The sequence below is a fragment of the Streptomyces sp. NPDC007896 genome, assembly GCF_042959425.1.
In the GTDB taxonomy this organism is placed as follows: Bacteria; Actinomycetota; Actinomycetes; order Streptomycetales; family Streptomycetaceae; genus Streptomyces.
On the sequence record NZ_JBIBKX010000002.1, the window covers coordinates 687,190 to 703,032 of the forward strand.

The following is a 15,843-nucleotide window of genomic DNA, read 5'->3' on the forward strand; positions in this document are numbered from 1 at the left end:
GTCTCCTGGGGGAATCCCGATGAACACGCCTGCTTCCCGTGAAGACCGCATAGCCGCGCTGCCCGCCCAACTGCGCGAGAAGCTCGCCAGGCGTCTGGCCGGGCGGGCCGGCGTGGCGGCCGAGTCCGTCATCCCCCAGGCCCCGCGCGACGAGGCCCCGCCCATGTCAGCCGGTCAGCAACGCCTGTGGTTCCTGGCGGACTTCGAGCCGGACAACACCGACTACAACTCCGCGCTCGCCCTGCGCCTCACCGGCCCGCTCGACACGGAGGCACTGCGCGGGGCGGTGTCGGATCTGACGGCACGGCACGCGGCCCTGCGCACCACCTTCGCCGCGCACGACGGCCGGGGCATCCAGGTGGTGCACGCGGAGGCCGCTCCCGAGTGGCGGTCGGCGGACGTGTCGGAGACGACGGCGGACGAGCGCGAGGAGCGGGCCCGCGCGCTGGTCCGGGAGGAGATGAGCAGGCCGTACGACCTGCGCAACGGGCCGCTCGTACGGGTCCTGCTCGTCCGGGTCGCCGCTGAGCCCGCCGAAGAGCACGTCCTCGTCCTCGGCATGCACCACATCGTCACCGACGGCTGGTCGATGGGCATCGCCGCTCGCGACCTCGGCGAGCTGTACGCGGCACGCGTCGAGCGGCGGGACGCCGAGCTTCCGGAGTTCCGCGTCCAGTACCCGGACTATGCCGTCTGGCAGCGCGAACGGCTGACCGCCGGAGGGCCGCTCGACGAGCAGGTCACCTGGTGGAAGGACCGGCTCAAGGGACTGGAGCCGCTGGAACTGCCCACCGACCGGCCGCGCCCCGCCGTCCGCACCTCCGCCGGCGCCATCCACACCTTCGAAGTCCCCAAGGCCACCGCCGACGGCCTCAGGGCACTGGCCCGCGACCGGGGCGCCACCCTCTTCATGGCCCTCACCGCCGCCGTCAAGGCCCTCCTCGCCCGCTACTCGGGCCAGGAGGACATCGCCGTCGGCACCTCGTCCGCCGGGCGCGGCCTGCCCGAACTGGACCAGCTCGTCGGCTTCCTCGTGAACACCGTCGTACTGCGTACCCGGGTCGGGCAGCAGCTCACCTTCGACGAGTTGCTGGGCCAGGTCAAGGAGACCGTCCTGGAGGCGTTCGCCCGCCAGGAGGCTCCGTTCGACCGGATCGTCGAGGCCGTCCAGCCCGAGCGCGATACCAGCCGGACGCCCCTCGTCCAGGCCTCCGTCGTCCTGCAGAACACTCCGGCGGCGGCCCTCGCCCTGCCCGGCGTCGACACCGCGCCCTACCCGCTGGAGCGTGACGCCTCCCTGCTCGACCTCACCTTCGACTTCGAGGAGCGCGACGGCGCCCTCTTCGGCCTGGTCGAGTACAGCACCGACCTGTTCGACGCGGCGACGATCGCCCGCATGGCCGGCCACCTGCGCGTACTCGTCGATGGCGCCGTGCGCGACCCGGAGCAGCGCCTGGCCACGCTCCCCATGCTCACCGACGAGGAGTGGACGCAGGCCGTACAGGGCTGGAACGCGACAGACTCGGCGCACTCCTCCGACGCCCTCGCGCACGAGCGGTTCGCCGCACAGGCCGCCCGCACCCCGGACGCCGTCGCGGTCATCGGCGGCGACCGGACCCTCACCTTCCGCGAACTGGACGAGTCCGCCAACCGCCTCGCCCACGCCCTGCGCGACCAGGGCGCCGGCGTGGACACCCTGGTCGGCCTGTGCACCGAGCGCGGCGTCGGCATGGCCGTGGGCCTGCTGGGCATCCTCAAGGCCGGCGCCGCCTACGTACCGCTCGACCCGGCGTTCCCCGCCGACCGGCTGGCGTACATGCGGCAGGACGCCGACGTGCGCCTGATCGTCACCCATGCCGCCACCCACGACCGTTTCACCGCGACGGAGGCGACGGACACCGTCCTCGTCGACCTGGACGCCCTGGCGGGGTGGCCGTCCGACGCCCCGGACGTCACCGTCGCGCCGGGCGACCTGGCCTACGTGATCTACACCTCAGGCTCCACCGGCAATCCGAAGGGCGTCGCCATCGAGCACGCCAATGTCCGGCACATCTGCGAGGCCTGGGACGAGCGGTACGGCCTCGGGGACCTGCGCCCGCGCTTCCTGTCCGTCTCCAGCCTCTCCGTCGACCTGTTCTTCGCGGACTTCATCCGCTCCGTCCTCTTCGGCGGTGTCCTGGTCATCGCGCCCAAGGAGGTCGCCACCGAGCCGTCCGACCTCCTCGACCTCATCGAGGAGACCCGGGCCACAGCCATCGAGATCGTGCCGTCCCTGCTGAACGCCGTACTCCAGGAGGTGGAGCGGCGCGGCGACGGCTTCCCGGGCCTCAGGCTGATCTCTGTCGGCTCCGAAGGCTGGCGCGTCGAGGACTGCCGTACTCTCCTCCGCCAGGTCCGCGACGACACCGTGATCGTCAACGCCTACGGCGGCACCGAGGCAACCGTCGACTCGACCGTCTTCACGCCCACCGAGGAGACCCTGCGCGACAGCGTGTACGTCCCCGTCGGCCGGCCCCTGCCCAACACACGGGTGTACGTGCTCGACGCCGAGATGCAGGTCGTCCCCGTCGGCGTACCCGGCGAGATCTGGATCGGCGGCGACGGCGTGGGCCGCGGTTACCACGGACGCCCCGACCTGACCGCCGAACGGTTCGTGCGCAGCCCCTTCCGCGACGGCGAGCGGTTGTACCGCACCGGCGACCGGGCCCGCCGGCTCCCCGGCGGCGACCTCGAGTTCCTGGGCCGCGCGGACGACCAGGTGAAGATCCGCGGCTTCCGCATCGAACTGGGCGAGGTCGAGAGCGCCCTGCTGACCCACCCGGACGTCGAGGACGCCGTGGTCGTCGCCTGGCAGGAGGACAACGGCCGGCGTCGCCTGGTCGCCTACGTCGTGACCGGTACGGACCTGCTGACGGCCGAACTGCGCGGGTACCTGTCGGGTTCGCTGCCGGAGTACATGGTCCCGGCGCTGTTCGTCCGCCTGGACCGGCTTCCGCTGACACCGAGCGGCAAGGTCGACCGCCGCTCCCTGCCAAAGCCGGAGGTCGACACCAGCCAGCTGGCCGGCGGCTACGCGGCCCCGCGTACCGAGGCGGAGGAGATCCTGGCCCGGGTGTGGGCCGAGGTCCTGGGAGTGGGCCGGGTTGGGGTCCATGACAACTTCTTCGAGCTGGGCGGCGACTCGATCCTGTCGATCCAGGTCGTCTCCCGGGCCCGGGACGCGGGTCTGCGGGTGACGTCGAAGCTGATGTTCCTGCACCAGACGGTCGCCGCCCTCGCCGAGGCCGCCGACATCGCTCACGCGCCGGTGGCGGTGGAGGAATTCGTTGGCGGACGCGCAGAGTTGACGCCGATCCAGCGGTGGTTCTTCGCGGAGCACACCGTCAACCCGGACCACTATGCGATGTCGGTGCTGGTGGAGCTGGCACCTGGCACGGAAGTCGGCCTGCTGGAGCGGGCGTTGGCGGCGGTCGTGGTCCATCATGACGTGTTGCGGATGCGGTATACGCGTACGGCTGAGGGCTGGGTGCAGGAGTACGGCGCTCCGGCAGTCGACGGCCTTGTGACGATCGGCGACTACGCGCAGGCGGACGTGTCGGCGCTCGCGGCGCAGGAGTCGCTGGACCTGGCGGCGGGGCGTGTCGTGCGTGGGGTGTTCTTCGATCGGGGTGATCGGGCGCCGCGTCTGTTTCTTGCTGTGCACCACTTGGTGATGGACGGTGTCTCCTGGCGGATTGTGCTGGAGGACCTGGCCACCGCCTACGAGCAGTTGGCCGCCGGCCGTCCGGTGGACCTGGGTGCGAAGACCAGCAGTTACCAGCGTTGGGCCGACCGCCTCACCGAGCACGTCCGCTCCGGCGCCCTCGACGACGAGATCGAGCACTGGCAGAACGTCGACCCGAACCACGCCCCCCGGCTCCCCAAGGACCACGACGGACAGAACCTCACCGCACACGAGCGGACCGTCGACGTCCGCCTCGGCAGGGAGGAGACCGAGGCGCTGCTGCACCGCGTGCCCGCCGTCTACCGCACCCGCATCAACGACCTCCTCGTCAGCGCCCTCGTGCGCACGCTCGCCGACTGGACCGGGCAGCAGCGCGTGGTCGTCGGACTGGAGGGCCACGGCCGCGAGGAACTGTTCGCCGACATCGACCTGTCCCGTACCGTCGGCTGGTTCACCACCCACTTCCCGGTCGCCCTGACCCTGCCGGCCGGCCGCCGCTGGGACACGACCCTCAAGTCCGTGAAGGAACAGCTGCGGGCTGTCCCGGGCAAGGGCCTCGGCTACGACGCCCTGCGCTTCCTCTCCCTCCCGGACGCCGCAGGTCAGGCCTTGTGCGCCGACCGGCTGCCCGAGATCAGCTTCAACTACCTCGGCCAGTTCGACGGCACCACCCACGCCGACGGCCTGATCCGCGACCGACTCCCCGCCCTCGGCGATGACCACGCCGCTGACGAGGAGCGCCCCTACCTCCTCGACGTCGTCGGCATGGTCGAGGACGGCCGCCTCGGCTTCACCTGGATCTACTCCGACACCGTCTTCGATCCCGCCACCATCAGCCGCCTCGCGGGCGAGTTCGTCACCGCGCTGCGCGAGGTGGTACGGCACTGCCTGCTGCAGTCGAGCGGTGGCGCGACGCCGTCCGACTTCCCGCTGGCCGGGCTGGATCAGGCGGGCGTGGACCGGGTCGTCGGGGACGGCCGGCAGGTGGAGGACGTGTACCCGCTGACGCCGATGCAGAGCGGGATGCTGTTCCACAGCCTTGCCGAGCCGGACACGGGCGCCTACTTCGAGCAGATGACGTTCGTGCTCGACGGCGTGACCGACCCGGCCCTCCTCGAACGCGCCTGGCAGCACGTGACCGAACACCTGGAGATCCTGCGCGGCTCCCTCGTCTGGCATGACGTCGAACGGCCCCTGATGGTCGTCCACCGGCACGTCGACACACCCGTCACCCACCTCGACTGGCGCGCGCTCCCGGAACCCGAGCAGCGCGTGGAACTCGACCGGTACCTGGCGGAGGACCGTGCCCGGGGCCTGGACCTGTCCGAGGCACCGCTGCTGCGGCTCGCCCTGATCCGCGTCTCCGACACCGGCGTCCGCGTCATCCGCACCTCGCACCACGTGTTGCTGGACGGCTGGAGCACCTTCCAGATGCTCGACGAACTCTCCGCGGCCTACAGCGCGTTGCTGGCGGGCGAGGAGCCGGTGCTGCCGGTACGGCGGCCCTTCCGGTCGTACGTCGAATGGCTGGAGGGCCAGGACCTCGCCCAGGCGGAGACGTACTGGCGCGACCTGCTCACCGGGTTCGCCACCCCCACCGCCCTGCCCTACGACCGCCGCCCCGCCGCCAGCCACCGTGCCCAGGCCCGTGAGCGCCTGGTGAACCGGCTGTCGCCGGAGGTGTCGGCCGAGATCTACGCGTTCGCCCGGCGCCACCGGCTGACCGTGAACGCCGTGATGCAGGGCGCCTGGGCACTGCTGCTCTCCCGGTACACCGGCGACCAGGACGTCGTCTTTGGCGCGACCGTCGCGGGCCGTCCCGCCGACCTTCCTGGCGCCGACGCGATCGTCGGCATGCTGATCAACACGCTGCCGGTCCGCATCGACGTGGACGTGGACGCCCCGGTCGCCGAATGGCTGGCGGCGGTACAGCGGGCGCAGGTGGAGGCCCGGCAGTACGAGTACGTCCCGCTGCCCCGCATCCACGCCTGGAGTGGCATCGAACGTGGCGCCAACCTCTTCGACAGCCTCGTCGTCTTCGAGAACTTCCCGATGGACGACCGCGCGGCCGCCGAACAGGGCCTGCGCCTGCACGGCCTGGAGGGCGCCGAGGACACCAACTACCCCCTCAACCTCGTCGCCTACGCCGGAGACGAACTCGCCTACGCGCTCGTCTACGACGCCGGCTTCTTCGAGGCGTCGAGCGTGGAGCGGATCGGGCGGCACCTGGAGAGTCTGTTGACCGGCATGACGGCTGATCCCCAACAGCCGTTGTCCGGGCTGTCGTTGGTGTCCGACGCAGAAGAGGCTCGGCGGATGGTGGGGGAGTGGTCGGGGGCTGCTGGGGTCGAGGTTCCGGCGGGGTGTGTGCATGAGTGGGTCGCGCGGCGGGCGGTGGTGTCGCCGGGTGCGGTGGCGGTGTCGTGCGACGGTGAGTCGTTGTCGTACGGGGAGTTGGAGGAGCGGGCGAATCGGCTGGCGCGTCATTTGGTGTCGTTGGGTTCGAGGCCTGGGCAGTTGGTCGCGTTGTCCGTCGAGCGTGGTGTGCAGATGGTGGTGGGTCTGCTCGGGATCTTGAAGTCGGGTGCGGGGTATGTGCCGCTGGATCCGGCTTATCCGGCGGACCGGCTGGCGTACATGCTGTCCGATTCCGGAGTCGGGCTGCTGGTCACTCACCGGGGGCTGCAGGAGCGGTTCCCTGGTACGGAGGCCACGGTCGTCGACCTGGACAGTGACTGGCCGGTGATCGCGGAGCTGCCCGGTACGGCGCCCGAGGTCGAGGTGTGCGGCGATGACGTGGCGTATGTGATCTATACGTCGGGTTCGACGGGTCGTCCGAAGGGTGTGGCGGTCGAGCATCGTTCGGTGCTGAACCTGCTGGCGAACTGCCGGCCGCTGTACGAGTTCGGGCCTGAGGACGTGTGGACGGTTTTCCACTCCTACGCGTTCGACTTCTCGGTGTGGGAGTTGTGGGGCTGTCTGGTGGCGGGCGGCCGGGCGCTGGTGGTGCCGCAGGACGTTGCCCGTAACCCGGAACTGATGTGGCAGTTGCTGGCTGAGGAACGGGTGACCGTCTTCAACCAGACGCCGTCCATGTTCCGTGAACTGATCGAGCACGCTCTCGCGTCGGACGCGGCTCCCTTGGAAGCGCTGCGTTATGTGATCTTCGGTGGTGAGGCGCTGGAGCCGAAGCACGTCTCGGGGTGGTTCGAGCGGTTCGATGGCTCGGTTACTCGGCTGGTGAACATGTACGGCATCACCGAGACGACCGTGCACGTCACCTACCAGGAGGTTCTCGCCGAGCACGTGAGTGGCGGCCGTATCCCGGCCGGACGGCCCCTCCCGAGTTACCGGGTGCTGCTCCTCGACGGCGCTGGGATGCCCGTACCGGTGGGCGTGCCGGGTGAGATCTACGTGGCCGGGCCGGGTCTGGCGCGTGGGTATCTGCATCGTCCGGGGCTGACGGCGGAGCGATTCCCGCTGAACCCGTTCGGAACCGCGGGCGAGCGGATGTACCGCTCCGGCGATGTCGCCCGCTGGCGGGAGGACGGCACTCTGGACTACCTGGGCCGCGCGGACGATCAGGTGAAGATCCGCGGGTTCCGTATCGAACTCGGCGAGATCGAGACCGTGCTCGTGGGGCATCCGGACGTGCAGGACGCCGTGGTCGTGGCCCACCAGGGTGCCGACGGCCACCGTCGCCTGGTCGCGTACGTGGTCGCGGAAACCGACCTGCCGACGGTCGAACTGCGCGGGCACCTCTCAGGCTCGCTGCCGGACTACATGGTGCCGGCGGTGTTCGTCGGCCTGGGCCGGTTGCCGCTGACGCCCAGCGGCAAGGTCGACCGCCGTTCCCTCCCGGAGCCGGAGGTCGACACCAGCCAGCTGGCCGGCGGCTACGCGGCGCCGCGTACCGAGGCGGAGGAGATCCTGGCCCGGGTGTGGGCCGAGGTCCTGGGCGTGGGCCGGGTTGGCGTCCACGACAACTTCTTCGAGCTCGGCGGCGACTCGATTCTCTCCATCCAGGTCGTCTCCCGCGCCCGTCAGGTGCTGGGGGTCCACCTCTCGCCGCGCCTGCTGTTCGACGCCCCGACGGTGGCCGGTCTCGCGGCCGCCGTCGGGGCGGAGGAGGCCGCGTCCAGCCCCGCCATCCCGGCGGTGTCGCGCGACGGCGAGCTCCCGATGTCCTACGGCCAGCAGCGGCTGCTGTTCCTGGAGGACTTCAACCAGGGCGGCAGCGAGTACCACTCGGCCGTCGGCCTGCGCCTCACCGGCGCGCTGGACGCGGCCGCTCTCCGTACCGCCGTGAACGACCTGGGCGCCCGCCACGAGGCGTTGCGCACGACGTTCGAGGTGGTCGGGGACCGAGGTGTGCAGAAGGTGCACGCCACACTGGAGCCGGAGTGGCGGACCGTCGACCTCACCGGCATCCCCGAGGCGGACCGTGAGAAGCACCTGCGGTCGGTCGTGCGGGACGACCTGGTGCGGTCGTACGACCTCAAGGCGGGGCCGCTCGTGCGCGTGCTGCTGGCCGAGGTCGGCGTGGACGAGCATGTGTGTGTGCTCGGGATGCACCACATCGTGACCGACGGCTGGTCCATGGGCGTCGTGGCGCGTGAGCTGGGGGAGCTGTACGCGGCCCAGGTCGAGGGACGCATCCCCGACCTCGCCGAAGTCCCGCTCCAGTACCCGGACTTCGCCGCCTGGCAGCGTGCCCGGCTGGCCGACGGCGGGCTGCTGGAAGAGCAGTTGGCCTGGTGGAAGGAGCGGCTGAACGGCATCTCGCCGCTGGAGCTGCCCACCGACCGGCCGCGTCCCGCGGTGCGGACGCCGGCGGGCGCGGTGCTGGAATTCGAGGTGCCGGGCGAGATCGTCGTCGGCCTCAAGGAACTGGCGCGGGAGCGGGGCGCGACGCTGTTCATGGCGCTCACGGCCGCGGTCAAGGCGGTCTTCGCCCGGTACACAGGCCAGGAGGACATCGCGGTCGGCACGGCCACCTCGGGCCGGGGGCAGGGTGCCATGGAACACCTGGTCGGATTCCTGGTGAACACCGTGGTCCTGCGCTCCCGTGTCGAGCCCTCGATGACCTTCGACGACCTGCTGGGCCAGGTCAGGGAGACTGTCCTGGAGGCGTTCGCCCACGAGGACGTGCCTTTTGAGCGGCTCGTGGAGGCGGTCCAGCCGGAACGCGACACCAGCCGTACGCCCCTCGTCCAGGCCATGGTCGTACTCCAGAACACGCCCGGCGCCACCCCGGAACTCGGCGACCTGCACGTCGACCGCTACCAACTGGACCGCGACACCGCCCTGTCCGACCTCACCGTCGAGTTCGAGGAACATGACGGCGGCCTGCGAGCCCTCGCCGAGTACAGCACCGACCTCTTCGACGAGCCGACGATCGCTCGGTTCGGCGAACACCTCACCGAACTCCTCGCCGGAGCCGTGGCCGACCCGAGGCGTCCCCTGTCCGCCCTTCCGATGATGTCCACCGACGAGGCGGAGCGTGTGGTGGACGAGATGAGCGGGACTGCTGGTGCTACCGCTCCGGTGGGGTGTGTGCATGAGTGGGTCGCGCGGCGGGCGGTGGTGTCGCCGGGTGCGGTGGCGGTGTCGTGCGACGGTGAGTCGTTGTCGTACGGGGAGTTGGAGGAGCGGGCGAATCGGCTGGCGCGTCATTTGGTGTCGTTGGGTTCGGGGCCTGGGCAGTTGGTCGCGTTGTCCGTCGAGCGTGGTGTGCAGATGGTGGTGGGTCTGCTCGGGATCTTGAAGTCGGGTGCGGGGTATGTGCCGCTGGACCCGGCTTATCCGGCGGACCGGCTGGCGTACATGCTGACGGACTCCGGGGCCACCGTCCTGGTGACACAGCGATCCACGCCGGAGTCTCTTCCGACGACGAACATGACAGTGGTGGACCTAGACCGGGACCGACCGGTGATCGAGGCTTGGCCCTCTACGGCACCGGAGACCGGCGTGACCGCCCACGATGTGGCGTATGTGATCTATACGTCGGGTTCGACGGGTCGTCCGAAGGGTGTGGCGGTCGAGCATCGTTCGGTGCTGAACCTGCTGGCGAACTGCCGGCCGCTGTACGAGTTCGGGCCTGAGGACGTGTGGACGGTTTTCCACTCCTACGCGTTCGACTTCTCGGTGTGGGAGTTGTGGGGCTGTCTGGTGGCGGGCGGCCGGGCGCTGGTGGTGCCGCAGGACGTTGCCCGTAACCCGGAACTGATGTGGCAGCTGCTGGCTGAGGAACGGGTGACCGTCTTCAACCAGACGCCGTCCATGTTCCGTGAACTGATCGAGCACGCTCTCGCGTCGGACGCGGCTCCTTTGGAGGCGCTGCGTTATGTGATCTTCGGTGGTGAGGCGCTGGAGCCGAAGCACGTCTCGGGGTGGTTCGAGCGGTTCGACGGCTCGGTTACTCGGCTGGTGAACATGTACGGCATCACCGAGACGACCGTGCACGTCACCTACCAGGAGGTTCTCGCCGAGCACGTGAGTGGCGGCCGTATCCCGGCCGGACGGCCCCTCCCGAGTTACCGGGTCTACCTGCTGGATGAGCAGGGAGCCGCCGTGCCTGTCGGTGTCCCCGGCGAGATCCATGTGGCCGGGCCGGGTCTGGCGCGTGGGTATCTGCATCGTCCGGGGCTGACGGCGGAGCGATTCCCGCTGAACCCGTTCGGAACCGCGGGCGAGCGGATGTACCGCTCCGGCGATGTCGCCCGCTGGCGGGAGGACGGCACTCTGGACTACCTGGGCCGCGCGGACGACCAGGTGAAGATCCGCGGCTTCCGTATCGAACTCGGCGAGATCGAGACCGTGCTCGTGGGGCATCCGGACGTGCAGGACGCCGTGATCGTGGCTCACCAAGGTGCCGACGGTCACCGTCGCCTGATCGCCTACGTCGTGGCAGGCATCGACCTGTCGACGGCCGAACTCCGGGGGCACCTGTCGGGTTCGCTGCCGGAGTACATGGTCCCGGCGGTCTTCGTACGGCTGAAGCGGCTTCCCCTGACGCCGAGCGGCAAGGTGGACCGGCGGAGCCTGCCCGAGCCGCTTGTGGACACAGAGCAGTTGGGCAGCCGGTATGCGGCCCCGCGTACCGAGGCGGAGGAGATCCTGGCCCGGGTGTGGGCCGAGGTCCTGGGAGTGGGCCGGGTTGGGGTCCATGACAACTTCTTCGAGCTGGGCGGCGACTCGATTCTCTCCATCCAGGTCGTCTCCCGGGCCCGGGACGCGGGTCTGCGGGTGACGTCGAAGCTGATGTTCGTCCACCAGACGGTCGCCGCGCTGGCCGAGGCGGTGGAGGTCGCGGAGGCGCCGGTGGCGGTGGAGGAGACCCTCTCCGGCAGTGTGGCGTTGACGCCGATCCAGCGGTGGTTCTTCGCGGAGCACACCGTCAACCCGGACCACTATGCGATGTCGGTGCTGGTGGAGCTGGCACCTGGCACGGAAGTCGGCCTGCTGGAGCGAGTGCTTGCTGCCCTGGTGGCTCACCACGACGTGCTGCGGATGCGGTACATCCGGACCGCTGAGGGCTGGGTGCAGGAGTATGGCGCACCGGCCGTCGACGGCCTTGTGACGATCGGCGATTACGCGGACGCGGACGCGTCGGCGCTCGCGGCGCAGGAGTCGCTGGATCTGTCCTCGGGCCGCCTGCTGCGTGGGGTGTTCTTCGATCGGGGTGATCGGGCGCCGCGTCTGTTTCTTGCTGTGCACCACTTGGTGATGGACGGTGTCTCCTGGCGGATCGTGCTGGAGGACCTGGCCACCGCCTACGAGCAGTTGGCCGCCGGCCGTCCGGTGGACCTGGGTGCGAAGACCAGCAGTTACCAGCGTTGGGCCGACCGCCTCACCGAGTACGTCCGCTCCGGCGCCCTCGACGACGAGATCGAGCACTGGCAGAACGTCGGCGGTCTACGCCACGTGCCGCGCGACGCCATCGGCCCGAACGTCTCCGGTACCACCTCTGCCGTGTCGGTCGCCCTGGATCGGGAAGAGACCGATGCCCTGTTGCAGCGGGTGCCGTCGGTGTACCGCACCCAGATCAACGATGTGCTGCTGGCCGCGTTGGGCCGGGTGCTGGAACGCTGGGCCGGCGCGCCGGTCGCGGTGAACCTGGAGGGCCACGGCCGCGAGGAACTCTTCGACGACATCGATCTGTCCCGCACGGTCGGCTGGTTCACCACCATCTACCCGGTGCTGCTCGACGTCCCGGACGGCGAATGGGGCAACGCGCTCAAGAGCGTGAAGCGCCGGCTGCGCGGGATCCCGGGCCGTGGCCTCGGCTACGGCGCCCTGCGCCATCTGTCGGCCACGGCCGCCGAGGCCCTCGCCGGACCGGCTCAGCCGCAGGTCAGCTTCAACTACCTGGGCCAGTGGGACAACAGCAGCAGTCAGGACGGCCTGGTACAGGCCCGGCTGAAGAGCCTGGGCCGGGACCAGTCACCCGAACAGCCACGCCCCCACCTGATCGACATCGTGGCCGCAGTCAACGAGGGCCGACTCCACATCGACTGGATCCACTCCACCGCCAACCACACCACCGCCACCATCACTCGCCTGGCCGGCGAGTTCATCACCGCCCTACGCGAAGTCGTTGAGCACGCACGCTCCGGCCGATAACCCCTCGTACGAAAGGAAGGCCTTGCAATGGCGAACTATGTCCTCAGTGAGGATGAAAAGTACACAATCATGAAGATTACCGACGACTTCCTTGCCCGGCACCAGGTGTGGGAGCCGTTTCAGTACACGGATTGGATCCAGGCGGAGGCCGAGAAACTCCCGCTTGGATTAAGGCAGTTCCTGGTGGTCGCCCGGGCGGCGGAGGACGCTGTCATCACGGTGTCGAACCTGCCCGTCGATGAGAACCTCGTGGCCACTCCGCCCAGTTGGCACATCGCCGCGAAGGAGGGCGCCGCGATACGCGAGGAACTCGTACTGCTGCTGGCGGCTTCCGTGCTCGGCGACCCGTTCGCCTGGTCGAACCAGCAGAACGGCCGTCTGGTCCATGATGTGTGTCCCTCCAAGGGGCAGGAGACCTCCCTGACGAGCGCCAGCAGCCAGACGCAGCTGACTCTGCACACCGAGGACGTCTTCCATGCGTGCCGGGGCGACTACGTGGCGCTCATGTGCCTGCGCAACCCAGACGGTGTGGGTACGACGGTCGCCCGCGTGGACTCCGTTTCCCTGAGCGATTCCGTGCGGGACGTGCTGCACCGGAACCGCTTCCGGTTCTACCCGGACGACTCGCACGAGTACGGTCCCGTCGAGGGCGGAACCGGAGGACTCGACGAGCGCCCTCACGAGCAGGGGGCCGTACTGTTCGGGCCCGCGGAGTTCCCGTACCTGCGTATGGACGCCGACTTCACCAGCCCGCTGCCCGGCGACACCGAGGCCGAGAAGGCCATGGCCGAGTGCGGGGAGCAGCTCAACGCGACTGCCGAGCGGTTGGTGTTGCGCCCCGGGACGGTCGCCTTCCTCGACAACTACCGGGTGGTGCACGGCCGGGACGTGTTCACCCCCCGGTACGACGGCACGGACCGGTGGCTGAAGCGCACCAGCGTCGTCCGTGACCTCCGTCGCACCTACGTGGAGACCAGGAAGCGGTCGCGCGTGCTCGCCTGAGCCTCTTTCCGTCCCCGATTTCCGGAGCACACCAAGGAGCATCCATGGCCTCTCCACCGGCCGGCAGGGCCGGGTTCACCCTGCTGTGGACGAGTCAGACGTTCGCCGAGTTCGCCTACAGCACCGCGGTGATCGTGCTGCCGCTGCTCGCCCTGGCGATCACGGGGTCTCCGTCCCAGGCCGGTGTGATCGGTTTCGTCGACGCGCTGGCCCTACTGCTGGCGGGACTTCCGGCCGGTGCCGTCGCGGACCGTTACGACCGCAGGGTGGTGATGCTGTGGTGTGAGTCCGCCCAGGTGATGGCCTTCGGATGTCTGGCGCTGTCCCTGTGGACCGGTACGGCCTCCTTCACCGCGCTGCTCTTGATGGCGTTGGTCAACGGTGTGGCGACCGCGGTGGCCCTGGCCTCCGGCGAGGCGCTGATCCCCGCCCTGGTACCGCCGGAACAGCTGGCCGGTGCCGTCGCGCTGAACTCGGCCCGCACCTATGCCGGACAGCTCGCGGGCACGTCCGCGGGCGGGTTTCTGCTGGCCCTGAGGAACGCGTTTCCGTTTCTAGCCGGATGCCTCGCGCACGGGATCGGCCTCGTGCTGCTGCTGTTCCTGCGCACCGGCGCGCCGGCGGCACGGAAGCCGGCGAGAGACGGCCCGGTCACCGAACTCCTTGACGGCGTCCGCTGGATCGCGAAGCACCCGTTCCTGCGGCTGGGGCTCGTCCACGCGACGGTGACGAACCTTTTCTTCGGCACCGTCTACTTCATCGTCATCGCGTCGGCGCAGACCAGCGGTATGAACCCCGGTCTCATCGGGGCGATGGCGGCGCTGCTTGGCGTCGGGGGCCTGCTGGGTGCGCTGGCCGCGCCGCTGCTCCAGCGACTGCTCACCGGCTCACGTCCCATTTTCGTCGTCCAGTGGCTGTTCGCCGTGCTCACAGGCGCGATGGCCGTGCTACCCGGCAGCTACACCCCGGGCGTCGTGTTGGGCGTCATCGCCTTCGCGGCGCCGACCGCGAACGCCTTCTTCAGCACGCAGCAGTTGATGCTCACCCCGGACTCACATCGTGGGCGGGTGGTGAGCGTCGCCAACGTCCTCAGCGGCGGCGGCGGCGCGATCGCCCCCCTTGTCGGCGGCGTCCTGCTCGACCTTGTCGGCCGGTTCGCGGGCCTGATGACCTGCGCGGGACTCATGCTCCTTGCCGCGCTGTCCGCGGTGGCGAGCCGCGTCATGCGGGAGGGCCCAGCCGCAGACGTACCGGGGCACTCACCCTCGTCTTACGACCCCTCAGGAAAGACGGCTCCTCATGGACCTGGCAAATCCGGATCTCTACACCACTGAAGACCGGTTCACGATGTGGGAGGAGTACGCCTCTTCGAACACGAGGTTGTGGAGTGAACCCGGCGTCTCGCCGAACGGCTTCTGGTCGGTCTTCTCGTACGAGGACTGCGCGGCGTTGTTGTCCCCGAAAGCGCCCTTCACCTCCGAGTACGGCATGATGATCGGCTTCGACGCCGAGCATGCCGACCAGTCCGGCGGCCGGATGATGGTGGTGAGCGAAGGTGACTGGCACTCCGCTCTCAAGCGACTGGTCGGCCCATTCCTCTCCCGGCTGCGCGCGCCGGAACTTGAGACGGTCCTCGGCAGGGAAACCGAGGCGATCATCGGACGTATGCGGTCCCAACATGTCACAGATGTGGCGGAGGAGGTGGGACCGCGCATCCCCGCAGCCGTCGTGTGCGAGGTCATCGGCGTTCCGCTCGCCGACCGTGAACGGCTGATCGAGCTGACGAACCACGCCTTCGGCGGCCAGGAAGCCCTCTTCGACAAGATGACTCCGGCCGAGGCCCATTCGGAGATCCTGTTCTACTTCCACGAACTGATCGCGGAGCGGGAGAGTAATCCGGGCGACGACCTGGTCAGTGCGCTGCTCGCCGATGGCCGTCTGACGACAGAGGACGTCCTGATCAACTGTGACAACGTCCTGATCGGAGGCAACGAGACCACCCGGCACGCGATCACCGGCGCGTTCCACATCCTTCAGGCGTTTCCGCAAGTCCTGGGGGCACTTCGGGAGGACCCCGGCCTGATCGACCAGGCGGTCGAGGAGGTGGTCCGGTGGACGTCACCGGCGATGCATGTTCTGCGCGTGGCGACCGAGGACTGCACCATCGGAGACCGCGCGTTCGGCAAAGGGGCTCCTGTGGTCGCCTGGCTGTCGGCGGCCAACCGCGACCCGCGGCGCTTCCCCGAACCGCACACCTTTCGACCTGATCGACACCCCAACCGCCACCTCGGGTTCGGAAACGGGCCGCACCACTGTCTCGGAGCGGCGCTCGCCCGGATCGAGCTGCGCGCACTCCTCGGGCAGCTCTCTCGCGACGTACGGGCTGTGCGGCTGGAGGGCGATCCGCAGTGGATGCGCTCCAACCTCGTTCAGGGGTACGGCAGTCTTTCCGTTTCCGTGAACTGGCGATAACGCGAGACGAGGATCACGCA

Annotated in this window: 4 protein-coding genes; all 4 read left to right on the forward strand. The window is 69.4% G+C overall.

The features are described from left to right. Positions 1 to 19: 19 nt before the first annotated feature. The 4 genes from ACFZDJ_RS10625 to ACFZDJ_RS10640 all read left to right on the forward strand — a co-directional run bounded on the left by ACFZDJ_RS10625 (position 20) and on the right by ACFZDJ_RS10640 (position 15,823). On the forward strand, positions 20 to 12,349 hold the full coding sequence (locus ACFZDJ_RS10625; protein WP_391057711.1) for an amino acid adenylation domain-containing protein: 12,330 nt from the start codon (positions 20 to 22) through the stop codon (positions 12,347 to 12,349). Between the two features lie 69 nt (positions 12,350 to 12,418). Then, positions 12,419 to 13,351 (forward strand): TauD/TfdA family dioxygenase, encoded by a 933-nt coding sequence (locus ACFZDJ_RS10630; RefSeq protein WP_391057714.1) that lies wholly within the window; start codon positions 12,419 to 12,421, stop codon positions 13,349 to 13,351. A gap of 44 nt (positions 13,352 to 13,395) precedes the next feature. Then, entirely contained in the window at positions 13,396 to 14,685 is a 1,290-nt protein-coding gene (locus ACFZDJ_RS10635) for an MFS transporter (RefSeq protein ID WP_390934287.1), read from the forward strand. Next, positions 14,651 to 15,823, forward strand: coding sequence for a cytochrome P450 (locus ACFZDJ_RS10640; RefSeq protein ID WP_391057717.1), 1,173 nt, complete (start codon positions 14,651 to 14,653; stop codon positions 15,821 to 15,823). Before ACFZDJ_RS10635 ends, ACFZDJ_RS10640 begins: the two co-directional genes overlap by 35 nt. Positions 15,824 to 15,843 lie beyond the last annotated feature (20 nt).

What these genes read in the sequence shown, in the direction of transcription:
- ACFZDJ_RS10625 (WP_391057711.1), top strand. Translation starts at nt 20, where the DNA reads ATGAACACGCCTGCTTCCCGTGAAGACCGCATAGCCGCGCTGCCCGCC.
- ACFZDJ_RS10630 (WP_391057714.1), top strand. Translation starts at nt 12,419, where the DNA reads ATGAAGATTACCGACGACTTCCTTGCCCGGCACCAGGTGTGGGAGCCG.
- ACFZDJ_RS10635 (WP_390934287.1), top strand. Translation starts at nt 13,396, where the DNA reads ATGGCCTCTCCACCGGCCGGCAGGGCCGGGTTCACCCTGCTGTGGACG.
- ACFZDJ_RS10640 (WP_391057717.1), top strand. Translation starts at nt 14,651, where the DNA reads ATGGACCTGGCAAATCCGGATCTCTACACCACTGAAGACCGGTTCACG.